This window comes from Mycolicibacterium brisbanense (assembly GCF_001570425.1).
Classification (GTDB): Bacteria; Actinomycetota; Actinomycetes; order Mycobacteriales; family Mycobacteriaceae; genus Mycobacterium; species Mycobacterium brisbanense.
The window spans coordinates 60579-83995 of the sequence record NZ_BCSX01000001.1; the positions used below are offsets into that span (position 1 = coordinate 60579).

Annotated in this window: 23 protein-coding genes and 1 riboswitch; of the genes, 12 read left to right on the forward strand and 11 right to left on the reverse strand. The window is 65.8% G+C overall.

Annotation, left to right across the window (positions count from 1 at the left end; translation table 11 throughout):
* Window positions 1–21: 21 nt before the first annotated feature.
* The gene (locus RMCB_RS00265) at window positions 22–1032 is read right to left on the reverse strand and encodes an agmatine deiminase family protein (protein ID WP_062827154.1); all 1011 of its coding nucleotides are present in this window, start codon (window positions 1030–1032) and stop codon (window positions 22–24) included.
* A gap of 70 nt (window positions 1033–1102) precedes the next feature.
* Window positions 1103–2824, reverse strand: a complete 1722-nt coding sequence (locus tag RMCB_RS00270; protein WP_062827155.1) for an amidase — start codon at window positions 2822–2824, stop codon at window positions 1103–1105.
* 662 nt (window positions 2825–3486) lie between these two features.
* Here RMCB_RS00270 and RMCB_RS00275 point away from each other — a divergent pair.
* From RMCB_RS00275 to RMCB_RS00285, 3 genes are all read left to right on the forward strand, one after another.
* Window positions 3487–4158: a hypothetical protein gene (locus RMCB_RS00275; RefSeq protein WP_131805473.1), complete on the forward strand. Its 672-nt coding sequence runs from the start codon at window positions 3487–3489 to the stop codon at window positions 4156–4158.
* A 128-nt stretch (window positions 4159–4286) separates the two neighbouring features.
* Window positions 4287–4460, forward strand: a riboswitch (M-box (ykoK) riboswitch).
* A 255-nt stretch (window positions 4461–4715) separates the two neighbouring features.
* A complete protein-coding gene (locus RMCB_RS00280; protein ID WP_029373961.1) occupies window positions 4716–4901 on the forward strand; it encodes a hypothetical protein in 186 nt (61 codons plus the stop codon).
* Between the two features lie 116 nt (window positions 4902–5017).
* Complete coding sequence (locus RMCB_RS00285; RefSeq protein ID WP_062827157.1) at window positions 5018–6772, forward strand: NRAMP family divalent metal transporter; 1755 nt, start codon at window positions 5018–5020, stop codon at window positions 6770–6772.
* A 74-nt stretch (window positions 6773–6846) separates the two neighbouring features.
* Here RMCB_RS00285 and RMCB_RS00290 read toward each other — a convergent pair whose 3' ends face one another.
* Both RMCB_RS00290 and RMCB_RS00295 read right to left on the reverse strand, forming a co-directional pair.
* Entirely contained in the window at window positions 6847–8481 is a 1635-nt protein-coding gene (locus tag RMCB_RS00290) for an NRAMP family divalent metal transporter (RefSeq protein ID WP_062827158.1), read from the reverse strand.
* Window positions 8481–9776 (reverse strand): magnesium transporter MgtE N-terminal domain-containing protein, encoded by a 1296-nt coding sequence (locus RMCB_RS00295; RefSeq protein ID WP_062827177.1) that lies wholly within the window; start codon window positions 9774–9776, stop codon window positions 8481–8483. Before RMCB_RS00295 ends, RMCB_RS00290 begins: the two co-directional genes overlap by 1 nt.
* A gap of 330 nt (window positions 9777–10106) precedes the next feature.
* Here RMCB_RS00295 and RMCB_RS00300 point away from each other — a divergent pair, with 330 nt between their 5' ends.
* On the forward strand, window positions 10107–10532 hold the full coding sequence (locus tag RMCB_RS00300) for a DoxX family protein (RefSeq protein ID WP_062827159.1): 426 nt from the start codon (window positions 10107–10109) through the stop codon (window positions 10530–10532).
* Complete coding sequence (locus RMCB_RS00305; protein WP_109784122.1) at window positions 10529–11425, forward strand: sigma-70 family RNA polymerase sigma factor; 897 nt, start codon at window positions 10529–10531, stop codon at window positions 11423–11425. Before RMCB_RS00300 ends, RMCB_RS00305 begins: the two co-directional genes overlap by 4 nt.
* Here the strand turns inward: RMCB_RS00305 and RMCB_RS00310 are convergent.
* Window positions 11406–11984: a Dps family protein gene (locus tag RMCB_RS00310; RefSeq protein ID WP_062827161.1), complete on the reverse strand. Its 579-nt coding sequence runs from the start codon at window positions 11982–11984 to the stop codon at window positions 11406–11408. The two genes, RMCB_RS00305 and RMCB_RS00310, sit on opposite strands and share 20 nt — an antisense overlap.
* A gap of 149 nt (window positions 11985–12133) precedes the next feature.
* Here RMCB_RS00310 and RMCB_RS00315 point away from each other — a divergent pair, with 149 nt between their 5' ends.
* Entirely contained in the window at window positions 12134–13240 is a 1107-nt protein-coding gene (locus tag RMCB_RS00315) for an Rv2629 family ribosome hibernation factor (RefSeq protein WP_062827162.1), read from the forward strand.
* 19 nt (window positions 13241–13259) lie between these two features.
* Here RMCB_RS00315 and RMCB_RS00320 read toward each other — a convergent pair whose 3' ends face one another.
* Both RMCB_RS00320 and RMCB_RS00325 read right to left on the reverse strand, forming a co-directional pair.
* The gene (locus tag RMCB_RS00320; RefSeq protein WP_062827163.1) at window positions 13260–13820 is read right to left on the reverse strand and encodes a hemerythrin domain-containing protein; all 561 of its coding nucleotides are present in this window, start codon (window positions 13818–13820) and stop codon (window positions 13260–13262) included.
* A 116-nt stretch (window positions 13821–13936) separates the two neighbouring features.
* The gene (locus RMCB_RS00325) at window positions 13937–14260 is read right to left on the reverse strand and encodes a hypothetical protein (RefSeq protein WP_234791942.1); all 324 of its coding nucleotides are present in this window, start codon (window positions 14258–14260) and stop codon (window positions 13937–13939) included.
* A 279-nt stretch (window positions 14261–14539) separates the two neighbouring features.
* Between RMCB_RS00325 and RMCB_RS00330 the strand changes: the two genes are divergently transcribed.
* Entirely contained in the window at window positions 14540–15373 is an 834-nt protein-coding gene (locus RMCB_RS00330; protein ID WP_062827178.1) for an SDR family NAD(P)-dependent oxidoreductase, read from the forward strand.
* A gap of 54 nt (window positions 15374–15427) precedes the next feature.
* Window positions 15428–16384: a prolyl aminopeptidase gene (gene pip / locus RMCB_RS00335; RefSeq protein ID WP_062827165.1), complete on the forward strand. Its 957-nt coding sequence runs from the start codon at window positions 15428–15430 to the stop codon at window positions 16382–16384.
* Between the two features lie 12 nt (window positions 16385–16396).
* Here pip and RMCB_RS00340 read toward each other — a convergent pair whose 3' ends face one another.
* The gene (locus RMCB_RS00340) at window positions 16397–17401 is read right to left on the reverse strand and encodes a phospholipase C (RefSeq protein WP_062827166.1); all 1005 of its coding nucleotides are present in this window, start codon (window positions 17399–17401) and stop codon (window positions 16397–16399) included.
* A 241-nt stretch (window positions 17402–17642) separates the two neighbouring features.
* Between RMCB_RS00340 and RMCB_RS00345 the strand changes: the two genes are divergently transcribed.
* Together RMCB_RS00345 and RMCB_RS00350 are read left to right on the forward strand one after the other, a co-directional pair.
* Window positions 17643–19154, forward strand: coding sequence for an APC family permease (locus tag RMCB_RS00345; RefSeq protein ID WP_062827167.1), 1512 nt, complete (start codon window positions 17643–17645; stop codon window positions 19152–19154).
* Window positions 19155–19177: 23 nt separating this feature from the next.
* Complete coding sequence (locus RMCB_RS00350; protein WP_062827168.1) at window positions 19178–19648, forward strand: allene oxide cyclase family protein; 471 nt, start codon at window positions 19178–19180, stop codon at window positions 19646–19648.
* A gap of 3 nt (window positions 19649–19651) precedes the next feature.
* Here RMCB_RS00350 and RMCB_RS00355 read toward each other — a convergent pair whose 3' ends face one another.
* Both RMCB_RS00355 and RMCB_RS00360 read right to left on the reverse strand, forming a co-directional pair.
* Entirely contained in the window at window positions 19652–20890 is a 1239-nt protein-coding gene (locus RMCB_RS00355) for an FAD-dependent oxidoreductase (protein WP_062827169.1), read from the reverse strand.
* Window positions 20891–20980: 90 nt separating this feature from the next.
* The gene (locus RMCB_RS00360) at window positions 20981–21235 is read right to left on the reverse strand and encodes a hypothetical protein (protein WP_062827170.1); all 255 of its coding nucleotides are present in this window, start codon (window positions 21233–21235) and stop codon (window positions 20981–20983) included.
* Between the two features lie 296 nt (window positions 21236–21531).
* Between RMCB_RS00360 and RMCB_RS00365 the strand changes: the two genes are divergently transcribed.
* Window positions 21532–21762: a hypothetical protein gene (locus tag RMCB_RS00365; protein WP_029373946.1), complete on the forward strand. Its 231-nt coding sequence runs from the start codon at window positions 21532–21534 to the stop codon at window positions 21760–21762.
* A gap of 37 nt (window positions 21763–21799) precedes the next feature.
* Here the strand turns inward: RMCB_RS00365 and RMCB_RS00370 are convergent, their stop codons facing one another.
* Window positions 21800–22081: a hypothetical protein gene (locus tag RMCB_RS00370; protein ID WP_029373945.1), complete on the reverse strand. Its 282-nt coding sequence runs from the start codon at window positions 22079–22081 to the stop codon at window positions 21800–21802.
* A 613-nt stretch (window positions 22082–22694) separates the two neighbouring features.
* On the opposite strand from RMCB_RS00370, the gene RMCB_RS00375 reads away from it, so the two are divergent.
* The gene (locus tag RMCB_RS00375) at window positions 22695–23078 is read left to right on the forward strand and encodes a cupin domain-containing protein (RefSeq protein ID WP_062827171.1); all 384 of its coding nucleotides are present in this window, start codon (window positions 22695–22697) and stop codon (window positions 23076–23078) included.
* The last annotated feature ends 339 nt before the right edge of the window (window positions 23079–23417 follow it).

Genomic DNA, 23417 nt, shown 5'->3' on the forward strand with positions numbered 1-23417 from the left:
GCAAGGGCACGCGCCACGGCGTTATCTGGCCGAAGGCTGGTTCTGGGTGATGCAGTGGATGCCGCCGCCACGCTCGAACAACGGCCTGGCATCCACCGTCACGACGGTGCGGCCCGGGTACTGGTCGCCGAGGATCGCCACCGCGGTTTCGTCGACCGGATCGCCGAAACTGCACGCGATCACCCCGCCGTTGACCACCAGGTGGTTGATGTAGCTGTAGTCGACGAAACCCTCGGCGTCGGTCAGTGTCTGCGGAGCGGGCATCTCGGTGATCTGCCAGGGTCTGCCCGCGGCGTCGTGGCTGCGTTCCAAAACCGCCCGGATCTCTTTGCTGACGAGATAATCCGGGTGATTCGCGTCCTGCTGCGTGTGGAGCAGCAGCCGGCCCGGTGCCGTGATCGCCGCGACGATGTCGACGTGGCCGCGGGTGCCGTAGCGCTCAGAGTCACGGGTCAGACCGCGAGGCAGCCAGATCGCGTGGGTCGCCCCGATGGTGCGGGCCAACTCGGCCTCGACGTCGGCGCGGGTCAAGCCAGGGTTGCGCCCGGGGTCGAGCTGCACGGTCTCGGTGACCAGCACCGTGCCCTCGCCGTCGACCTGGATGCCGCCACCCTCATTGACCAGCGGGGAGCTGATGACGGGAATGCCGGCCAGCTCCGCCACCGTGGCACCGATCTTCTCGTCGCGGTCCCACTGCGCCCAGTCCTGGGCGCCCCATCCGTTGAACACCCAGTCCACCGCCGCGACCGAGCCGTCGGCGCGATGCACGAATGTGGGCCCGATATCGCGCATCCAGGCATCGTTCAGTGGGGCCTCTTCGATGTCGATGTCCGCCGACAGGTACTTCTGCGCCGCGGTCAGTTCGCCCGGGTCCACCAGCACGGTGACCGGCTCGAACTCGGCGACAGCATGCGCGACCGCCGCCCAGGCGGATCGGGCCTCGTGGTGCTCGGCTTCGGTGTCGCCGAGCGAGTAGCCCTCGCTGGGAAACGCCATCCAGACCCGGTCCTGCGCGGCCGTCTCGGCCGGCATGAGTGCGGGGGTATCGGTCACTGGTCCTCCTCGGCTGTCAGCGACAGCATCTGCGAATGTGGTGTGTGAACTACGGAAGGGGCGGAGTTCGCGGCGGCACGGTGCGCCGGTTCCCGGTCGCTTCGAACGCCGCGGCCAGCGACAACAGCGCGGTGTCGTCGTAGGCGCGGCCCGCGAAGGTCAGACCGACCGGCATACCGATGTCGGCCATGGTGCCCATCGGGACGGTCACCGTCGGGATGCCCAGGTGCCGCGGCACCAGATTGCCGTTGGCCACCCACACGCCGTTGCGCCAGCCGAGATCGGCCGAGGCTTCGTTGACGTCCATGTCGGCGGGACCGACGTCGGCGACGGTCGGGAAGATCACCGCGTCCAGGCCGAGTCCGGACATCCACTCCTCGAGATCGATCCGGCGGGTTTCCTCCAGACCCCGCAGGCCCTCCTCCAGGTGCGGGATCTTGGTGAAGTCCTCGATCGGGTGCTCGCGGATGAAATCGGGATAGGTGGTGATGTCGTCGCCGAAACCCTCCGCGCGATCGGGCAACGCGCCCTCGGGGTGGACCCAGATGAGTGCGCCGTCGACGTCGGCGAGCCGATTGAGCTTCGGGTCGTCGTTGGCCCGCAGGAAGTCGTCCCAGGACCACGCCGACAGATCGAGGATCTCGCGATCCAGGAACTCCTTGCTGACCAGGCCCCGGGTACGCACGGTCGGCGCGCCGGGCCGGTCCCCTTCGTAGTTGGAGACCACGGGGAAGTCGACCAGCACGACCTCGGCGCCCGCGGCCTCCAGGTCGGCCTTTGCCGCATTGAACAGGTCGATGACCGACTGGCGGGTCTCGATCTTCTGCCCGGTGGCGCCGCCGATACCCGGATGTTCGCTGGTGCCGGCTTCGGGATCGGCATTGACATACATTTTCGGGACACCGAATCTCTTGCCTGCCAACGCTTTACGGGCCGCTTCACCATTCTCCGGCGCCAGCGCCGGATAGGAGGCGGGCCGCACGTCTGACGCCTTGGGAATCTCGACCCACGGCTGCGCGCGCCAGAAGTCGCCGCGAGTGTCGGGGTCGTCGGCGACGATGATGTCGAGCACCTCGAACATATCGGCCATGGTCCGGGTATGGGGTACGACGACATCCATGGTGGGCACCAGCGGCCAGTTGCCGCGCACCGAGATGACTCCGCGCGACGGGGTGTAGGCGCACAGGGCGTTGTTGGTTGCCGGAGCCCGTCCGCTCGACCAGGTCTCCTCTCCCAGTCCGAACGCGGCGAAGCTCGCGGCGGTCGCCGTTCCCGAACCGTTCGACGAGCCCGAACCGAACGCCGAGGTGAGGTAGTCACCGTTGTAGGGGCTTTCCGCACGCCCGTAGACGCCGCGCTGCATACCGCCGTTGGCCATCGGTGGCATGTTGGTCAGCCCGATCAACACCGCGCCGGCCCCGCGCAGCCGCTCGATGGTGAACGCGTCGCGCTGGGCCACCAGATGTTCGAACGCATGTGCGCCCGCCGCCGCGGTGAGCCCTTTCGCCAGGTAGCTGTCCTTCGCCGTGTACGGGATACCGTCGAGCGGCCCGAGCGTCTGCCCACTGGCGCGTCGCTGGTCGGAGGCCCGGGCATCGGCCAGGGCATCGGGATTCATCACCACGAGCGCGTTCAGCCGGGGTCCGTTGCGGTCGTAGGCATCGATGCGCTCGAGGTATCGCTGCACAAGCTCTTCGCTTGTCACCGATCCGTCTTCGAGCGCGCGACGCAGCCGCGCAATGTCGGCCTCCACAACATCAAAGCGCGTCACCGCGAAACCATCCTTCCAGGGTCCATCGATCCGGCTCCGCGCTGACCACGTGCCGGGGTGTGGCTAGACACTAATTGGTGGCGCAGCCGCGCGAAGGCATTTGCCGCGACGTTCCGGTCACCGGGCACCGGCCTTGCCTTGGCCGTAACGCGCTGCTCAACGGGCGCCTGCCGCACTCGAGCCGGCACGGCACCCGAACACAGGGGCCCTCGTTCATCACGGTCCGGGCTCCGTTTCGCATTCAGCCGCGCACCGAGATCGGAGAATGCCTTCGATCTCTGACAACTGTTGCACGTGAGCATATTTCGGTCGATGCCTGACCAATAGTGTTGACAGTTATCGCATTCCGTCTACACAAAGGTCCCGGAATGGCCGTTTGACCGAAACTGCAGTCATTATCAGGTCATCCTGAAATTTACCTGTGTATCAATAGCTTTCGTGCGCCAAATGGTTAGCCCGGCTCGATTCCCATGCGCCACAACGGCTGAACACCTGTAAAGCGAGATATCGATGCAGGCCAGCGCCGATTGCGAAGAATTTCTCCGCGGGGATGTAACGGTCACGGCGTAACGGCCGATATCCATTGCGTCGATGCTGGGCACCGCGACGGTGTCGAATGCGCGACAACACCCGAATAATCCATGATTGGAGTGGTTATCCGCATGAGCAAGACAAGGCGTAACGGAGTTGCATTTGGCCTCGGCATGGGCGCTAGCGCGCTGCTTGCCGCCGGACTGATTCCGCTTGCGACCGCTGGCGCTGCCTGGGCCGATAACGGTGTGTCGGGTGGCGCCGACGGCGGCGTGAGCACGCCCGTCGGCGGTGGAAACGTCGAAGGTGGGTCGAACCTCGAACTGCCCAACCCGTTCCATCCGTTTGCCCCTGCCGGCGTGTCCGGTAGCACCGGAGCCGAGGGTGGCGTGAACACCCCGGTCGGCGGCGGCAACGTCGAAGGCGGAACAGGCGTCAACCTGCCCAACCCGCTCAACCCCTTCGCCCCCGCCGGCATCTCCGGCAACACCGGAGCCGAGGGTGGCGTGAACACCCCCGTCGGCGGCGGCAACGTCGAAGGCGGAACAGGCGTCAACCTGCCCAACCCATTCCACCCGTTCGCCCCCGTCGGCATCTCCGGCAACACCGGAGCCGAGGGTGGCGTGAACACCCCCGTGGGCGGCGGCAACGTCGAAGGCGGAACAGGCGTCAACCTGCCCAACCCATTCCACCCGTTCGCCCCCGCCGGCATCTCCGGCAACACCGGAGTCGAAGGTGGCGTGAACACCCCCGTCGGCGACGCCGGGGTGGACGGTGGCGTCAACGCGGGCATCGGCCGCTAAGCGCACTCACTGAGCCAAAAGGCCAGGGACCCTTCGGGGTTTCTGGCCTTTTGTGCATTGACGGCGTTTGTACCCACGGGCGCGGAGACGAGTTGACGCGGGCGTTCACGAGGTGTACACCTGTAACGCAAGCACCTCGTTAGGCGAGGCGTCTGCATGGACAAAGGCCACTGACCCCGAACGTCGAGAGACGCCCCCGGTCAGGACAGCTCTTCCCGGCTTAAGGGTTGAGCCCAAGTGGCTTTCGGATCCCGGTCCGAATACGCCGTGCAGTGCCGAAGCTGTGACGAGAGGGGTGCATCCGGCCGCTCGACGGTCCGATCCACTCCTGTGTGCCCGACACCCGGCGCCCACGCGCCACGGCCCTGAGGAGGTGAGGACGATTAGTAGTGGGGAAAGTCCCTATCCCAGTCCTATTCCGTTCCATCCGGCCAGGGCACGCGCACTACACAGCTGATCCACGGCGCACGACAACCCGCTCGAGCGGGTAGATCCTTTCTGCGCCAAATCAATTGATGCTCGTGCACGGCTGGATGCTGCCCGTGAGGAGAAGGCCGATGTCCTTCGTCGCAATCCACAACGCATTTCGTTTCAACCGCCGGCCTCATCCCGGCACCGGCGCCATCGGCCGGCTGTGGGCCCGCCGAAATCTCACCGCAGAAGAACGCGCCAACCTGCATGCACTGACCACCACTCCCCTTGCGGTCATCACGGCCTCTTTGGGCGGTCACCCGAACGCATGAACCGGCTACTCGGCAGCGGTGCAACGGATTTCCCGCTGCACCGCGGCCGAGCCATGCCCACCTTCACTTCGCCCGCTCGGGCCCACCATCGTCTCTCGACCTGAAAGTGACTACCCATGAGCTTCTTTGCGACGTGGCCGCGCGGCCGGACCACCGCGCAGACCGCGACCCACGCCGGTGACGGTTCCGCAGCCCTCGACCCGGCACACACCGGTGACATCGTGGGTGCGCTGGGCCGAATCACCAAAGGCGACAGCGCACAAGGCCGCAGCTTCTGGCAACGGATGCGCATGCTCGCCGTCATCGTCGGACCAGGACTCATCGTCATGGTGGGCGACAACGACGCCGGCGGCGTGGCCACCTACGCCCAGGCAGGCCAGAACTACGGCATGAGCCTGTTGTGGGCACTGGCCCTGCTGATCCCGGTCCTCTACGTCAATCAGGAGATGGTCGTGCGGCTCGGCGCGGTCACCGGTGTCGGGCATGCGCGGCTCATCTTCGAACGATTCGGCCGGTTCTGGGGAGCGTTCAGCCTCGGGGATCTGATCCTGCTGAACGCGTTGACCATAGTCACCGAGTTCATCGGTGTCTCATTGGCTTTGGGATTTCTGGGGGTCCCGAAGACGATTGCGGTACCGGTGGCCGCGGTGCTGTTGTTCGGCGTGGTCGCCGGTGGTTCGTTCCGACGCTGGGAACGGCTGCTGTTCCTGCTGATCGCGGTGAACCTCGTCATGGTGCCGATGGCGCTGCTGGTGCATCCGAGCATCTCCACCACAGCGCACGGCCTGATCCCGCAGCTGCCGGGCGGGCTCGACGCCACCCTGCTGATGTTGATCGTCGCGATCGTCGGCACGACTGTCGCGCCATGGCAGCTGTTCTTCCAGCAGTCCAACATCGTCGACAAGCGCATCACGCCGAATTGGATGCGGTATGCGCGCGCCGACCTGTGGATCGGCATCGCGGTCGTGATGGCAGGCGCCCTGGCCATCATGGCGACAACGGCGTTCGGGTTCGCAGGCACGGATTTGGTGGGACAGTTCACCGATGCCGGCGCGGTAGCCACCGGCCTGTCCGATCACGCCGGGCGCACAGTGGGTGTGCTGTTCGCGGTACTGCTGTTCGACGCGTCGCTGATCGGGGCCAATGCGGTCGGCTTGGCCACGACCTACGCGGTGGGCGACGCACTGGGCAGGCGACACTCGTTGCACTGGAAGGTCAGTCAGGCTCCGGTCTTCTACGGCGCCTATGCCGTGCTCCTGGCGGTGTCCGCGGCACTGGCGTTCAGCCCCGACCACGTGCTGGGTCTGATCACGCTCGGCGTGCAGGTTCTGGCCGGGGTGCTGTTGCCGTCGGCAACGGTATTTCTGGTGCTGTTGTGCAACGATCGGCCGGTGCTGGGCCCATGGGTCAACAGCGTCCGGCAGAACATGGCCGCGTGGACCATCGTGTGGTGCCTGGTGCTGCCGTCGCTGGCGTTGACCGCGGCAACCCTGTTTCCCGATGTGTCGGCCGTCGCGCTCCAGGCCGGCCTGGGGACGGGCGCCGTGCTGGGGTTCGTCGGCGGAGGGATCGTCATCGTGGTGTCCCGGCGTCGGCATGTCAGGCGTCGGGCCCGCGCGATCTCCTCGGAGTTCGGTGGCATCGACCCGGATGCGGTCGAGGAACTCGACAGCGACACAGCATTGTCGCGTGGTGAACGCGCCGCCGTGCGGCAGGGTGACCGTGCCTCGTGGCGGATGCCTGCGTTGGCAACGCTGGACCGGCCGACGATGTCGGCGGGTCGCCGAGTCGGACTGTCGCTCCTGCGCGGCTATCTACTGCTGGCCACCGTGCTCGTGGTGGTCAAGGTGGTACAGGCCGGAATGTCCTGAGTGCCGGCGGCGCCGGGCGGAGCGCATGCAACTCCGCCCGGCACCGCGGACACCTGTCACCTCGGCGCTGCCGGTCAGTGCGTGAGCTGAACCGCCTTGACAATCAACAGGACTGCGCCGATCACCAGGTAGCTGCGCAGTGCGATCATGCCCAGCCGGGTCCCCGGCGACCACTTCACGGGCTCCAGCAGGCTCAGCGGTGGCATGCGCCACGTGGCCTTGTCGGCACCGGCCAACTTGCGGACGAGCGCCTCCTGCTCCGGTGAACGCCCGTGGCGCCGCGACATCGAGCGCAACACCACAGCCGCGCCGACCCCCAACACCACCAGCGCCAGCCCCAGGTACTCCGCGACCGTGACCACGTTGACGTCCGGGAACAGCGTGGTGGCCATCAGGATGCCCGACAGCAACAACAATGTCCCGACGATCACCGCGGCAACACCGTTGAGCCAAGGACGGTTCACCCACGGCCCCAACACTTCCCGGTCGTTGCACAGCAGGAGCAGGAACACGCTGGCGCTCGGCAGCAGCAGCCCCGCCAACGCCTGCACTGCGGTGGTGATCAGGCCGAGCGGCGCACCCGGGATCAGCACGATGATCGCCGCCAATGCCACCATCGCGGTGTAGGACAGGTAGAACGGCTTGGCGTCGGAGAAACCGCGGTGCAGTGAGTGCTTGAGCCCGAACACATCACCGAAGGCGTAGCTGGTCGACAGCGTCACCGCGGCGGCGCCGACGATCGAGGCGTCGAGCAGCACGATGGCGAACAGGCCACCGAGAATCGAACTGCTTTGTCCGAGAAGGTGAGCGATGTCGCCCGCGTCGACGAAATTGCCGATGGCGCCCGCGGATCGCCCGGCCCAGTCACCGGTCATGACGAGCGCTGCGGCACCGAGAACCACGACGACAGCGCCGAGCGCCGTATCGGCCCGCTCGTACCCGATGAACCTCGGCGTGATCCGCTTGTCGACGATGTTGGACTGCTGGAAAAACAGCTGCCACGGCGCGACGGTGGTACCGACGATCGCAATGATCAGCAACACCGCGTCGGAGCTCACTCCACCCGAGATACCGGGAACCACAAAGGATTTCGCAGCCCTACCCCACTGCGGATCGGACATGAGCAGCATCGGGATCTGCAGCAGCGTGATCGCGATGAAGACGAACATCATCCGTTCCCAACGGCGGAAGCTGCCGGTCGCCATGATCGCGACGAGTGCGACGGCCGATGTCGGCACGACAATGTATTTGGACAGGCCGATATAGTCGGCGGCCAGGCTGATCCCGATGAATTCGGTGACCAGCGTGAGAAAGTTGAGCAGGAACAGGTCGCCGACCGAGAACCAGCCCCATCCGCGGCCGAAGCGCTCGTTGATCAGCCGGGCGTGGCCGACCCCGGTGACCGCGCCGAGCCGGACGACCATCTCCTGGTTCACGATCAGCACCGGAATGAGCAGCAACAGGACCCACAGCAGGCTGTAACCGTAGTTCTGACCGGCTTGCGCGTAGGTGGCCACACCACCGGCGTCGTTGTCGCCGACCATGACGATGAGACCCGGGCCGACGATCGCCAGCAGCGTGAGCAGCCGGGTGCGCAAGGTTCTGGGCCGGTCGGTGTCGTTGACGTTGATGCGCCCGAATGCGCCCTCGATGTCACCGAGGTGGGCCGAATCGAGCACCGCGGTGCGCGGCGTGTCGTTGCCCGTCATCAGCCGTGAGCTCCGATGCCCGCCTGGTCGTCGGCATCGCGCACGGGACGCGCTGCCGGTTCTCGGCGCCGCCAGTCCTCGGGAATCGTCGCCTCGAGCACATCGTCGACAGTGACGACGCCCAGCACCCGGTCATCGTCGTCCACGACGGGAACCAGGTAGAGGTTGTAATCGGCCATCAACAGCGCGATATCGGTGAGGTCCGCGTCAGCGGTGACCCGGACGGGATCGGTGTCCATCACCTCGGAGACCGCCGTGGTAGCCGCGACCTGGAGCAGCGCGATCACCGAAACGACTCCGGACAGGCGCCGATCCTCGTCCAGCACATGGACTTTCAGCAGAGCCTCGGGTTGAATGGCGGTGGCAGCGCCGATCGAGGCGAGCGCGTCGGCCGCGGTGGTGGTACCCGCGCACGAGACGTAGTCGACGTTCATCAGCCCGCCCGCGCTGTCCGGGCTGAAGCCCATCAGAGTCAGCACTTTGGTGCGCTGGGCGGCGGGCATGAGATCCAGCACGCGCCGCCGCCGTGACTGCTTGAGGTCCGCGACGGTGTCGGCGGCATCGTCGGCGCGCATACGGGCCAGCAGCGTGGCGACGTCGGCATCGGACATGTCACCCAGCAGGCGGCTGGCTTTGTCCGGATCGAGCTCCTCGAAGACGTCGGCTTCCAGTTCCGGGTTGCTGCGCACCCGATCGAGGATCTCCCCGCTCTCGGCCCGGTCGGCGTCCTCGATCAGATCGGCGATTTGCGCCGGCTTGAGGCTTCCGACCCGGCCGGAGATCCGGCGTACGGCGACCGAACGGTCATGACCGATCAAGGGCTCGAACGCTTTCCAGTCGCGGGCGGCATGCCCGCCCGACCCCTTGATGAGGCCGAAGAACCGGGCGGGGCGACGGGTGTCGACCCGGGTGAGCACCCACCCCTCGCCAGTGCTCTCCAGTTCGACGTCGTAGGCACGGACCAGGTCGGCGGCCGCCACATCGATCAGCCGGTGATCGAGCACGTCGGCCTGGAGCAGCACCTCGCCATCGCGACGTTCGAAGCCGCGCAGGTCGATCTTGTTCTTGCCGAGCACAACTCGTCCTGGCGTCAGCGCCTCGACGGCGTCGGTCCCGACGAATACGGCCCGACTCCCGACTCCGACGACCAGGCCGGTCACCATGGGATACGTGTCGGTCCCGCGCAGTCGCACGATGACGTCCTCGACCTTGCCGACGGCCTCGCCGGACCGGCTCACCACCGGCGCCCGTAACAGCTGCGAGAGGTGTATCACCGGTTGCCCAGCGCTTGGCATCTGTGCCGCGTCCAGCTCACTCATCGGGGCTCCTCGAGGCTAGTAAGGACCGGAAAACCCACTCGGCTGCTGCCGGAACGCGCGTGCTGCCAACGTCATTGGCCGTCCGCGGGGAGCCGCGCCGCCGATGCCCGAATGGATGCGGTGCCGCGGGCAGACATATCGCGACACCTCGTATTATTCAAATGGTTCTACAAGTGTATTACCGTATGTACGGTAGCAGACCGCCCCGGTCGGTGCATCCCCGGCGAGCAGCCGTCACACCTGCCCGTCCTCAGGTGTCGAACAAGTAGAGACACATTCACCGATCACGCGAGGAGGGGCATCGACATGACTGCAATCACCGCATCGCACGGCACGTCCACACGGGCGGTCGCCTACTGGGTGACGACCGGCCTACTCGCCGCCGAACTGATCGTCGGCGGCATCTGGGACATCCTGCGCATACCGCTGGTCCGCGATGTTGTCGTCCATCTCGGATATCCCACGTATCTGCTGGTGATCCTGGGAACGTGGAAGATACTCGGCGGTGCCGCGATCCTGGCGCCGGGATATCCGGTACTCAAGGAGTGGGCGTACGCCGGGGCCTTCTTCGTCTTTTCCGGCGCGGTCGTGTCGCACTTGACGACGGGTAAGGACTTGCAGGAGCTTGGAGTTCTGGCCGTCGCGCTCATACTCGTCGTCGCATCGTGGGCGTTGCGTCCAGGGTCCCGCCGCGTGAGTGGCAACGCCGGCCGGTCGGTGTCCGGCCCATGACAGGGACAGAGGAGTCCGACGCCATGCCCGACAGCTGGGCAGAGCCGTTCGAACGCGCCCGACCGCAGTTGCGGGCGGTGGCCTACCGCATGCTGGGTTCGCTCGCCGACGCAGAAGATGCCGTGCAGGAGGCCTGGCTGCGCCTGGACGGCACCGACGCCGCTGCCGTGAACAACATCGATGCCTGGCTGACCACGGTGGTGGCCCGGATCTGTTTGAACATCTTGCGCGCACGCCGCACCCGGCCGCAGGAAGAATCCCTGCCGACGCTGCCGGACCCGGTGATCGATCGGGCCGACGACGTAGACCCCGAACATCAGGCGCTGCTGGCCGATTCCGTCGGATTGGCACTGTTCATCGTCCTCGACCGGCTCGCGCCCGCCGAGCGCCTCGCCTTCGTGCTGCACGACGTGTTCGCGGTGCCGTTCGACGATATCGCGCCCATCGTCGACCGCTCGGTGCAAGCGACCCGCAAATTGGCGAGCCGGGCACGTCAGCGCATCCAGTCGGCTGACGCATCGCCGGATGGCGATCTGGCCGCGCAGCGCACAGTCGTCGACGCATTCTTCGCCGCCGCACGCGACGGCGACTTCGACCAGTTGCTGGCCGCCCTGCATCCCGATGTCGTGCTGCACGGCGACTTCGGGCCGGGCGACAGCCGAACGGAGCGCGGAGCCGACGCGGTCGCACGCCTTGCCGGGTTGTATGCCCGCGGTGGCGGTTTGGTACACCCTGCCACTGTCAACGGCGCGGCCGGTGCCGTGATCACCATGGCCGACCGAGTGGCGGCGGTCATGGGATTCGTCGTCGTCGGCGGCAAGATCACCGAGATCGACGTGCTGGCCGAGCCGCGACGACTGTCGCACCTCGACGTCAGCGCGGTGATCGAGTGATACCACCGCGCGGCTGAATGTCTTTGGCGGCTGCGGCAGCTCGCTGTTCCGTATCGGCTCCGTGATCGATCAGCTGACCGTCGGCGGTTTCGAGATGAGCCCGGACGAACCACTGGAATTTCTCCAGTTCGGCCGCTTGTCCGATCAAGATGTCCTGCGATACCACATCGAGTTCGCCGAGTTCGTCGATCGCACGGCGGATGTCGACAATGACACCCGTGTAGACCAGATCCAGTGCCGCCAGGTGCGCCTGCGCTGTGTCCCGTCCGATCGAGTAGTCATCCCACGTGCGGTCCTTCAAAATGGCGCCCGGTGTTCCCAGTGGCGCGGCGCCGAGTGCGGCGATGCGTTCGGCGACCTGATCGGCGAACCCCCGGACCAGCTCCACCTGCGGGTCGATCATCTGGTGTACGCCAATGAAATTGGGACCCACAACATTCCAATGCACGTGCTTGAGTGTGAGATGCAAGTCGTTGTAGGTGCTCAGCTGCGTCTGCAACAGGTCGCGGATCCGCCTGCTCGCTGATTCCGTCAGCCCGGGAATGCTGAATTCGGTCATCCCCCTTCTCCTCGATCGTTGCCATCACCATCGGAATACCCGACGGTTCCATAGCGGAATCCCCGTCGGCGCTGGTTTACCCCGTCGCCGCACGGGCACCCAATCACGGAGCACACGAAACGCAACTTGACGCTGAGGGATGATTACCAGTGAAAGCCGAACGGTTTCGCACACTGGCCCGCGCGCACGGGCCATTCGCGTCGGTCTATTACGACGATTCGCACGACACCGAGGACGCCGCAGAGCAGGAACGGATCCGCCTGAGGCACATCGAGGCGGTGCTGGCGCGTGAAGGCTTGGACGAGCACGTCATCGGCCGCGTCCGGCATGCGGTACTCGACGGTGAACCCGCCGTCGGGCGAGGCGGACGAGCCGTTGTGGCGTGCCGTGATGCGGTCCTCACCGAGCACCTCGAACACAGCCCACCGGAGACCACCGTGCGGGTATCGGATCTTCCCTATCTGATGCCGATCGTGGCGGACACCAAGGTGTCCGAGCCCTACATCGTGGTCTCGGTCGATCACACCGGAGCCGACATCACGTCACACGACCGGACGGGAGCGCACTCAGAAACAGTCGACGGCGCTGCGTATCCCGTCCATGCCGCGTCGAGCGCCGAGAGTCCCGACTACGTCGATCCCAAACGGCGCTCACAAGAGGCGGCCCACAAGAACATTCGCGCGGTGGCCGAGCGGGTGTGCGCACTGGCCGACCAATTGCGCCCGGAGGCCGTCTTCGTCGTGGGCGAGGTGACGTCGCGGGCAGATCTGATGCAAGCTCTCCCCTACCGCGTCGGCCAGCGCGCTGTCGAGATCGCCGCCGGTGCGCGTCACTCGATTGACGATGACGCGCTGCGTGCGGACATCGCGCAGTTCTTCACCGACCGCCAGGCGGTGGACATCGCCGCGGCCGCGGAACGCTTCTCGGCCCAGCGGGACGGCGAAACCGGCAGGGCGACCGAAGGTCTCGCCGGCGTATGTGCCGGGCTGCGCGAGGGTGCCGTGCGCACATTGATCGTCGGCGACCTCGGGGACGCGACGGTTCTGACCGACGGCCATGCGCTCGCGCCCGACCCGAACACCATGTTGGAGTTGGGCGCGAGGCGCATGTCCGTCGTTCGGGCCGACGAAGCACTACCACTGGCGGCCGTGCTGACCGAGGCAGAGATCGTGCCTGCCGACGCGAGGATCGCTCCCCGGGACGGTGTCTGCGCCGTGTTGCGGTACCGTCGGCGCGGCAAGGCATCTGAACACTGACCGTCCCGGAGAATGCCGATCAGGCCTTGCCGCTGATGGCGTCGCGAGCGCGGTCGAGCATGGCCGCGAACGGCCCCACCATGACATTGGCGATCTGGGATTCGACACCGGCATGCGGCCTCGTGGGCGCGATGGCTTCAGCCAACTTCGCGGCGCGGCCCATGCGTTCGAGTTCGGCTCCGGACAGTTCGGCGCTGAGCTTGGCGAATTCGTCCTTCTCCTCGTGCTCGGCGTGATCGATGACCGCTTGACGCAGTTTCGTCAGCTTGGTGACGAACTCCGGGCTGTCGACGTCGAGTTCCTCCAGTTCCGCGAGGACTTTCTTGGCTTCATGTTCTTCCTCCAGCCGGGCCTCGACGACCGTGTCGCCATGGGGCACCTTGTGTTTGGCACGAGGATGCACGATTTCCTCCTCCGCGGTCTCGTGCACCGCGAGCAGGCGTCGGAGATCACGGAAGCTCGATTCCCGCTCCTTGCCGGAGCTGGCCAGGGTTGCCTCGAACAGAGACTTGATCTTTTCGTGCTGACCGATCAGCAGGTCGATCACGTCGGCTTGGGACTTGATGGCTACATCAGCCACGGTTTCCTCCTCTTGTGATTTCGGTCGGTCGCACCGGGACTGTCGGCGCGCTCGCAGTTCCATACCCGATCGGCAGATCCCAAAACAGGCGCTGCGAGGCGCCGAGGACCGCCGGTCTAGGCGTGCCGCTTGCCTGCGACCGATGTGCGGCCGGGGGACGCGTTGAGCAGGTAACCCCACTGCCGGCGCACGATCCGCAATGCCGGATGTAGCCGGTATGCCTCGCTGGTCACCTGAACGCCGGAGGCCATGTCCACCAGCGCTTTGGCCAGTTCATACGGAGACATGCGGCAGGACTGGGCGACCTCGATCAGTTCGACGATTTCGTCTTCCCAGCGTCGGCAACGCAAGCCGACCAGAATTCCCGCGGCGAGGCTGATCATCCGCGTCTGCGCGCTGTAGCGCTTCTCCGAGCCCGGTACCGCTTCGTAAGTATCCAACGCTCTCTCCCGGACGACCCCGTCGCTGACCATCACGCATACCCCATCGGCAGCGCACGCAAACCGACCGTGGCATGGCACGTCACGCCGACACGGATACTCATACCCACTCATGGCCTCGATAACGGCGGACGGCCTTCGGCCCCTTGTCCCTGGCGCCCACGCATCGCCCTCATTCCGCAGGTGCGCAGCCGGCCGTGCAGGTGCCGTTTCACCCTGAAGTGACCTGAGGGTAATATAACCGCGCGTACGGCACCCGCCGTGAGTGAGGAGAGCGCCTTGTCCGTTCGCCGCGCCATCGAGGAACTGGTCCAGCGCCGCACCCTGTTGCCCCAGCGAGTCGAGGCCGCACTGTCCGGCCCAGGCCGCGACGTCCGGGGCCTGACCGTTGTGGTCACGGGAGCATCCGCGGGCATCGGTCGGGAGGCGACGACCCAACTGCGGGCGCGCGGCGCCCGGGTCATCGGCGTGGCTCGGCGCGCCGACGAATTGCGTTCCCTCGCCGCGGAGACCGGCTGCGAGTGGCGCACGTGCGACCTCGCCGATGAAAACGCGATCACGCAACTGCTCGACGATCTCGCCGACGAACACATCGATGTCCTGGTCAACAACGCCGGCCGGTCCATCCGGCGCCGGATTGTCGACGCCTCCGACCGGTTTCACGACTATCAGCGGACGATGACCCTGAACTACCTTGCCCCGGTACAGCTCACGTTGGGGTTGCTGCCCGGGATGATCGAACGGGGCAGCGGCCAGATCGTCAACGTCTGCACCTGGGCACTGCACGCCAACACTTTTCCGCGCTTCTCCGCGTATGCGGCATCGAAGAGCGCGCTGGCCATCTTCGGCCGCACCCTCAATGCCGAACGACCGCATCCGAACGTCCGCGCGACCAACGTGTACTTTCCGCTCGTACGCACCGAAATGATCGCTCCGACGGCCGAATACACTGCAGCAGGCGCACTCTCGGCGCAGGAGGGCGGCCGGTGGATCGTCCGCGCGGTGACTCATCAGCCGGTCGAAGTCAACGCGGCCGTGCTGCGGGCCCTACTCCCGGCCATCGATCTGCTGTCCCCGTCCGCGGCGGATCGCACCATCGCGTCCATCACGTAGCCATCGGCGCGCCGGGCGGCTCATCTTGGGCGAAGTCCGTTACGGTGGCCAGTCGTGGCTGAGGCTGGACGGGATCCCGATCGCTGGGGGCTGCTCGACGTCGGCGACGGCAACCACGTCTACTGGGAGAGCCGAGGCCTGCCCACCGGGAAACCGGTCTTGATCGTGCACGGCGGCCCGGGCAGCGGACGGTCCCGCACGGCCCATAAGATGTTCGACCAGAAGGTGTTTCGGACCATCGCGTTCGATCAGCGCGGATGTGGCGATAGCGTGCCAACCGCCGCAGACCCGGCCACCGACATGGCCCACAACACCACCGAACACCTCATCGCCGACATGGAGCAGCTTCGGCGCCATCTGCGGCTGGACCGGTGGCTGCTCTACGGCGGGTCGTGGGCCTCGACGCTGATCCTTGCGTACGCCGAACGTTATCCGGAGCGGGTGAGCGGAATCATCCTCATCGGCGTGACCATGACGCGTCCTCGCGAAATCGACTGGCTCTACCACGGATTGCGCTTACTGCTGCCCGTCGAGTGGGAACGCTTCCGCGCCGGCGTCCCCGCTCCCGAACGTGACGACGACCTCGTCGAGGCGTATCGCCACCTCATGGAGCACCCCGACCACGCGGTCCGCGATCAGGCGGCACGCGACTGGTGTGCCTGGGAGGATGCCGTGATCGCCCACGAGACGCAGGGAAACCCGGGCCAGTACAGCGCCAAGCCGGATGCGGCGAAGCTGGCCTTCGTGCGCATCTGCACCCACTTCTTCGCCCACAACGCCTGGTTGGAGGACGGCGAGCTACTGCGAAATGCGCACCGCCTCAGCGGGATTCCCGGTGTCCTCATCCACGGGCGCCTGGATCTGTCCGGGCCGCTGCTCACGGCGTGGGAACTCGCTCAGGCTTGGCCCGACGCAGAGCTCAAGATCATCGAGGATTCCGGCCACACCGGCAGTCCCACGATGCGCGCCGCGATCGAGGATGCTGTGGCCCGGTTCTCCGTCGATCGGTGATCGCCCCGTCGCTCACGATGTGGGATACGGCGCCGAGTTGGGAGTCTGGGCGAGGTCGATGCAGTCGCTCATGCCGTTGGACGCGGCGTCGCGGTCGGTCAGTGCGTCGAGACCGAACGTCGTCTCGCAGAACTTGAGCAGGCTCACATGGGAATTGAGCTGACTGCTGACGTGACCGGGTTTGGCGTAGGGCCCCACCACCAGGCATGGCACTCGTGATCCGTACCGGAATGGCTGACCGTCGAACTCGGCCAGCTCGTCCGCGGGGCGCTGAGCGTGGGTGTGGTCCCAGTTCTCGACGACCGGTGGGTCGACGTGGTCGTACCAGCCGCCCCAGTCGTCCCAGGTGATGAAGATCGCGACGCGGTCCCACAGACTACCCTCGGCGATGGCCTGAATCTGCTGCACGGTCCAGGTCATGCCGTCGGTGACGTTCTGGGTGGGATGTTCGGACAGATCAGGCTTTCCGTCGCCGTACACCCATGACACGGTGGGAAGTTTGCCCGCCCGGGCGTGGGTGGCGAACAGGTCGCGCCCGTGGTTGTTTCCGTGGGTGTGCAGGCCGTCGATGTAGGCGAAGGCGTACCCGCCGTAGTTGCCCCATGTCAGTCCCGCCTTCTCCAATGCCGCAGGCAGCGATGGCAATTGGTAGCGATCAGCCGGGGTGGGCCGGTAGTGGTGGTGCGGGTTGTTGATCACCGGAGAGTCGGCGCTGATCAACATCAGGTGGTTCGGCGTCGACGGGCCGGCGACCTCGGAAAAGTAGTTGTCGCACAACGTGAATCGACGAGCCAGGTCGAAATAGCCCGGGATGTCGGCTTCGGTGTACTGCACCTTGTGCTCGGTGTCGCCTGCGCGCGCCATCCAGGCCTGATGGCGGTGATCCGGGTCGGCAGGCGGCGGGTTCTGCGCACGGTCCAGGGACGCACCGTCGGCGCCGGGAAAGGTGCCGAAATAGTTGTCGAAGGTGTGGTTCTCCTTGACGATGATCACCACGTGTTCGATCTGGCCGGCCATCGAGCCCTCCTGTCGGCGGATTACAACTCCAGTGTTGTCCGGGTGCACCGGACACCGGTGTGAACGGGCGATGAACATCGCGTCGCAGCCACAGCGACCGCCGGACGGCAATGTCCAAGTTGTACAACGGTGTGCCGATCGCGCTCCAACAAGTCCACTGCAGTGATGTAGTGGTGTGCCCCACACTCTCTTTCATTCATGCCAGGTGTCACTGGCCGACCGAGGGAGAAGACACGATCCGATGACCACGTCGAACCACACTGCCGGGGACGACGAGCAGCTGGCCCTGCTCGGCTATTCAGGCCAGTTCAAGCGATCCATGGGCCTGTTCGCCACCTTGTCTCTCGGCTTCACCTATCTGTCGCCGCTGGTGGGTGTCTATTCGCTGTTCGCGTTCAGCCTCACATTGGGCGGGCCGCCGTCGGTGTGGTGGATCGTCATCGTCGGCCTCGGGCAGATGACCGTTGCCCTGGTCATGGGTGAAGTGGTGTCGCAGTATCCGCTGGCCGGTGGCATCTACCCGTGGACGCGTCGGCTGTGGGGACGCAGATACGCGTGGCTGGTGTCGTGGATCTACCTCTGCGCGATGATCGTCACCGTCACGTCCGTGGCAGAGTTCGGCTCCGCCTTCGTCGGGCCGTTGCTCGGCATCGAATCGTCGGACCTCAGCGGTCTCATCATCGCCGTCGGCCTGCTGCTGCTCGCCTTGGCATTCAATTTCAGCGGCACCAAGTCCCTGGCACGCATCGCCCGCATCGGGTTGGCTGCCGAGCTGATCGGCGTCATCGCGTTGGGACTGTATCTGCTGCTCTTTCAACGCAAGCACCCATTCAGCATCTTGTTCGACTCGATGGGCGCCGGTGGCGGGCAACCATACGTGGTTGCCTTCATCGCCTCCGCGTTGACGGGCCTGTTCCTGTTCTACGGATTCGAGGCGTGTGGTGACGTCGCCGAAGAGGTCGCCGATCCGGGCCGCGGTATCCCCAAGGCCATGATCCTCACCATCGTCATCGGTGGTGTGTCCGCGTTGATGTCCTACGTCGGTTATGTGCTCGCCGCCCCCAACCTTCAGGAAATCGTCGACGGCCAGGTCACCGACCCCATCCCGACCATCCTCGACGGCGCGCTCGGCCATGTCGGGTCGAAGCTGTTCCTCGTCATCGCCGTCACCGCCTTCATCTCGTGCGTGCTGTCGCTGCAAGCCGCCGCCAGCCGGCTGCTGTACTCCTTTGCCCGCGACCGCATGCTCCCCGCGAGTTCCTGGCTGTCGCGGATGTCCGCCAACCATGTGCCCACCAACGCGCTGCTGACCGCCTGCCTCGTGCCGATCACGTTGTGCCTGGTGGTGTTCTGGCAGCCGGACTCGCTGCCCCGCATCACCGCTTTCGCGGTGTGCGGCATCTACATCGCGTTCCAAGCGGTGGTCCTGGCCGCACTGCGGCAGCGCCTGCGCGGCTGGCGTCCCGGGGGGCTGTGGACGCTGGGCCGATTCGGCATGGCCGTCAACATCATTGCCCTGATCTACGGTGTCACCGCGATGATCCTCATGGTCCTGCCGGTGCCCGGTTCAGAAGGGTTCGTCAACCGGTGGATTGTCGCCATCGGCTTGGTGGTGGTCATCGGAACCGGTGCCGGGTATCTACTGGTGGCCAAACCGGACCGCCACAGTCTCGACATCCCCGAGGGCGATGCCGTCGAGGTCGGCGACCGCCTGAGGGCATTGCGTCGAACCAGCGCATCCGACAAAGTCTGAACCCTGCCATCCAAGGAGAACCCATGAATCTGAACATCATTCGCCGGCCCGGCCGGTTCTGCGCCGCCGCGACCGTCGTCCTGGGCGGCCTCGCGCTGGCCGGTTCGCCCGTCGCGTCCGCCGAGCCCGGCATGCTCACCGTGATCGAGCACGCCACGACCGATACCGTCATCGACACCGGCGCCAAGGGCGACACTTCCGGCGACCTGCTCACCTTCTCCAACGAGGTCTTCGACGCCGCCGACAGCCAACCGGCGGGTAGGTCCACCGGAGTGTGCACCCGCATTGTTGTCGGTTCCGAATGGGACTGCGGCTGGACGTTGAGCCTGCCGGACGGCCAAATCATGGTCCAGGGGCCATTTTTCGACTCAGCGAACTCGGTGCTGGCCATCACCGGCGGGACGGGACGCTACCTCGACGCGCGCGGAGAGATGGATCTGACCCACATCACACCCGACGGCAGCAAGTATCAGTTCACCTATCACATCGTGTGACCGTCACGGATGCAACGAGGTGCCCGGGACGACCAGCTCGATGCGGCGGGCGGCTTCGTAGTCGCCCGCCAGTTCGGCCGTCACGCTGCGTACCTGCTCGTAACCCGTGAGCGCCAGAAACGTCGGCGCGCGGCCGTAGGACTTCATCCCGACGATATAGATGTCCGGTTCGTCCGGGTGAGTCAGTTCCACCACGCCATGCGGCGGGACGCTGGAACAGGTATGTACGTTCGGGTCGATCTGGGCCGCCAGTTTCAGTGGTGCCTGCAACACCGGGTCGAGAGATAACCGCAGCTCCGACAGGAATGACAGGTCGGGACGAAAACCGGTGAGCCCCACGATCGCATCGGCGCCGGGCAAGGCACGTCCGTCTTCGGCGACGAGGACCGCTCGATTGCCGTCCACATCGATGCGTTCGGTGCGGAATCCGCTGACTACGGTTATCAGCCCGTCTTCGGCCGCGGCACGGACCCGCGTGCACAACGCACCTCGCTGAGGTAGGGCGGTGTCCGCGGGTCCGCCGAACGCATCACCCACCCCGCCGCGACGAAGCGCCCATGTCACACGTGTCGCCGGCGCCTCGCGCACTGTCTCGGCGAGCCCGATGATCGCCGTCATCGCCGAGTGACCGCTGCCCACCACCACCACGTGGCGCCCCGCCCACGATGCGGCCCGGTCAGGCGACGGCGGGACGTAGGTCACCAGGCCCGCTGCAGCCGCGATGCGTTCGCCGAGGGCCGGGATGCCGTCGGAGCCAATGGGGTTGGGCTGGCCCCAGGTGCCGGATGCATCGATCACGGCACGGGCACACAACCGCGATTCCGCTCCGTCCGCCGCCGTGAGGTGAACGACGAACGGAGCCTCGCGCCGTCCCGGAGTGAGAACCCGATCGTGGCCCTGACGCGATACGCCCGTCACGCGCACGCGATACCGCACCCGCTCGCCGAGGATATCTGCCAGCGGGGCAAGGTAGTTGGCGATCCACTCGCGGCCACGCGGGTACCCGGATGTCGGTGGGGTCCATCCTGTCGGCGCCAACAGCTCGGCCGCGACGCCGTCGATCAACTCGGGCCACGGCGAGAAGGTGTGCACGTGCCCCCATTCGGCGACGGCCGCTCCCGGACCGTCGCCGGCCTCGATCACAACGGGTTCCAGACCCCGCCGCACCAAGTGGGCCGCGGCGGCGAGTCCCTGCGGTCCGGCCCCGATCACCACGACCGGCAGCCCTGCGGAGGCGTTCATTTGGCCACCGCGCTCGATGTCGAAAAGCTCATCAGCGGGTGGGTGACGCCATCCCGCTGGATCAGCTGCGTGACCCCGCATGCTCATGAATCAGCCGCCCTGGTGGGGCATCTCGGGGTAAAAGGTGCGCGGCACAGTCGATCCGCCGCCGCTCTCCCCGCTCCCGAGGGCTCCGCTCGCATGGCCTGACGTACCCGGCGTCGTCGCCAGTTTGTTGATGCGGGATGCCGAAGTCCCTGGGTGTTGCGCGGGCGCCGCAGCAGCGGTGCCGGTGTCGAGGCCGATGGCGGCAATCCCCACGGCTCCCGCGATACCGGCCGCGGCGGCGAGCTTCTTGATGTTCACTGCTGAACCCCTTTCGGTCGTTGCCGGTTTCCCCGGCGTCCCGATAAAGCTATGAGCGCGGGGAATCGCAGGGCATCGGGCGAAAGATGCGTCTCGTCAAGGCGCGCATGGGGTGAATGATGCAGGACGACTGCACTCAGTGGCTTCGATGCGGCCGGCACGGTGCGCCAGATCCGTTGCATCCCAGTGCATCGACGGCATGAGGCTCGAAAAGCGAGGTGTTTCAGACCGGTGCCCGCGGGGTATCAGACGTGCACGCGATGCACCCGGGCATCGCACGACCCTGGGAGGCCGCGATGATCCACGACCTGATACTGGCTGCTCAAACCCAGCCCGAGGCCGCAGGTTTCATCCTGCGCGGCATAAAAGGCATCTTCGTCGCGATCGGCAGCATCATCGCTGCGATCATCTGCGCCATCATCGCCGGTCTCAAAGGGCGCAGCGCCATCGGCTGGGGAATCCTTGGGCTGTTCTTTTCGATCATCACGCTGATCGTCGTCATCGTGATCCCGTCGAAGAAAGACTGATCCGCCAGCACTCGGCCGTCAGTCGACTTCCGTGGAGTCAGGGCAGGCCCGCCTCTTCAGACGGCAGGGCCGCCGGGCCGGTTATCTTCGGTTGCGCTTTCATCGGAGCCGCGGTGACGGGCGCCGCGACGCCTGTCGTCGTGGTCGCTCCGAGTGTCATGGGGCCAGTGTTCACCGTGGGCGGCGCCGGCGGCGAGTGGAGCGCCAACGGTGAGCCCTGCCCGCCGATGCCTGCGCCCAGCCAGCACAGCGCCAAGACTGCGCCGCCGCCCGCGACCGCCGATACGGTTCGGACGTTGATCTTCCTGTCGCCGGCCATGGGTTCGGCCCTCCCTTTCCTCCGCAGCTGAGCACTGCCGTTCGGCTGCTATCCCGATTGCTCCCTGCTTTCCAGGTTCACTCGTCCATAACACTTGTGCAAGTGTTTGAATATTGAGAGTGGCCGTAAGGATTCCTGAACGTAGCGGCCGTGCGGGCGCGCGACGGTGCCGCTCCAGGTCGAGATGGCACCGGCCGCGCCGTCCACGCCGCGCGATACGGCGCAGATCAGCTCACAGAAACGGGCAGCGACCAGGCGATTTGGCACCGTCGCAGGCGTCCCGACCACACCCGCGAACCCTCACCCGGCGCGAACCTCGGTCGCGCGCCCGCGCCAAACCGGAAAAAATCCTTCTTGAACGGTTGACATGAACAACCGTCCATGTCATTGTTTCTCCACTGGCGAGACGCCGTGATTGGCATCACACCGGACGAGTTAGGAGCAGAATTTCGGTCAGCCCTCTCGGGGACGAGAACGTCGGATTGCACATGACTCCGGCGCACTCTGATATGTGACCACGGTGCAAATTCCGTGTCCGGAAATGGTGCACCGAAGATCGGAAGTTCGGCTGATTTGGTCGAGCTATTTGCACACCACATGAATTGGAGTAACCATGGCAGAAATCACGACTGTTGGAACCTTGAGCAAGGCTGGATCGATCCACAAGGTGGAGCGGGGCTACGAGGGGTTGCCGAGCATGAACGAGCCCGGTGTGGTCGCCTCGATCGCCGACTCGTTGCACAACCCGGAGGGGACGGTCATGTCTTCGGGGTTCTTCGAGCTGAAGAAGTCCGAGCCGTTGGTGTACACGTACACCTACGACGAGATGAAACTGGTTGTGGCGGGTGAGTTCATCCTCACCGATCAGGACACCGGCGAGGTCACCCACGCCAAGGAGCGCGACGTGTTGTTCTTCCCGAAGGGCACCACCGTCAAGTTCGAGACCCCCGAGTACGGCCTCGGCTTCTTCGCCGGCGACCGCACCTTCGCCCCATAAAACCCTGTTCGGCGTTCGCCGGGTCGGAGAGACACCCGGCGAACGCCGTACAGCAGCTTTTCCTGCCGGCACCGAGACACCATGCCGGCCTGCTCTGAATTTCGATTCCAGGAAAGTGCGACGCCTTTCTGACTGGAATTCACGTCTGTCCCTGCCGGATACCTTGAAATAACGGAATCCGACGCTGTGGGAAAACGAATCGATCATGCGCTGCGGTGGCGCATGCACAAAAACTCATGGCGTTGGGTTTCAACGTCGCATGGAATTATTGAAGAGGATTGGATCATGACTTTGCGTGTCGGAATTATTGGTGCTGGGCCGAGTGGTTTGGCGCAGTTG

What these genes read in the sequence shown, in the direction of transcription:
- RMCB_RS00375 (WP_062827171.1), top strand. Translation starts at nt 22,695, where the DNA reads ATGGCAGAAATCACGACTGTTGGAACCTTGAGCAAGGCTGGATCGATC.
- RMCB_RS00370 (WP_029373945.1), bottom strand. Translation starts at nt 22,081, where the DNA reads ATGGCCGGCGACAGGAAGATCAACGTCCGAACCGTATCGGCGGTCGCG.
- RMCB_RS00295 (WP_062827177.1), bottom strand. Translation starts at nt 9,776, where the DNA reads ATGCCAAGCGCTGGGCAACCGGTGATACACCTCTCGCAGCTGTTACGG.
- RMCB_RS00305 (WP_109784122.1), top strand. Translation starts at nt 10,529, where the DNA reads ATGACAGGGACAGAGGAGTCCGACGCCATGCCCGACAGCTGGGCAGAG.
- RMCB_RS00365 (WP_029373946.1), top strand. Translation starts at nt 21,532, where the DNA reads ATGATCCACGACCTGATACTGGCTGCTCAAACCCAGCCCGAGGCCGCA.
- RMCB_RS00355 (WP_062827169.1), bottom strand. Translation starts at nt 20,890, where the DNA reads ATGAACGCCTCCGCAGGGCTGCCGGTCGTGGTGATCGGGGCCGGACCG.
- RMCB_RS00340 (WP_062827166.1), bottom strand. Translation starts at nt 17,401, where the DNA reads ATGGCCGGCCAGATCGAACACGTGGTGATCATCGTCAAGGAGAACCAC.
- RMCB_RS00265 (WP_062827154.1), bottom strand. Translation starts at nt 1,032, where the DNA reads ATGCCGGCCGAGACGGCCGCGCAGGACCGGGTCTGGATGGCGTTTCCC.
- RMCB_RS00310 (WP_062827161.1), bottom strand. Translation starts at nt 11,984, where the DNA reads ATGACCGAATTCAGCATTCCCGGGCTGACGGAATCAGCGAGCAGGCGG.
- RMCB_RS00285 (WP_062827157.1), top strand. Translation starts at nt 5,018, where the DNA reads ATGAGCTTCTTTGCGACGTGGCCGCGCGGCCGGACCACCGCGCAGACC.
- RMCB_RS00345 (WP_062827167.1), top strand. Translation starts at nt 17,643, where the DNA reads ATGACCACGTCGAACCACACTGCCGGGGACGACGAGCAGCTGGCCCTG.
- RMCB_RS00290 (WP_062827158.1), bottom strand. Translation starts at nt 8,481, where the DNA reads ATGACGGGCAACGACACGCCGCGCACCGCGGTGCTCGATTCGGCCCAC.
- RMCB_RS00275 (WP_131805473.1), top strand. Translation starts at nt 3,487, where the DNA reads ATGAGCAAGACAAGGCGTAACGGAGTTGCATTTGGCCTCGGCATGGGC.
- RMCB_RS00350 (WP_062827168.1), top strand. Translation starts at nt 19,178, where the DNA reads ATGAATCTGAACATCATTCGCCGGCCCGGCCGGTTCTGCGCCGCCGCG.
- RMCB_RS00300 (WP_062827159.1), top strand. Translation starts at nt 10,107, where the DNA reads ATGACTGCAATCACCGCATCGCACGGCACGTCCACACGGGCGGTCGCC.
- RMCB_RS00280 (WP_029373961.1), top strand. Translation starts at nt 4,716, where the DNA reads ATGTCCTTCGTCGCAATCCACAACGCATTTCGTTTCAACCGCCGGCCT.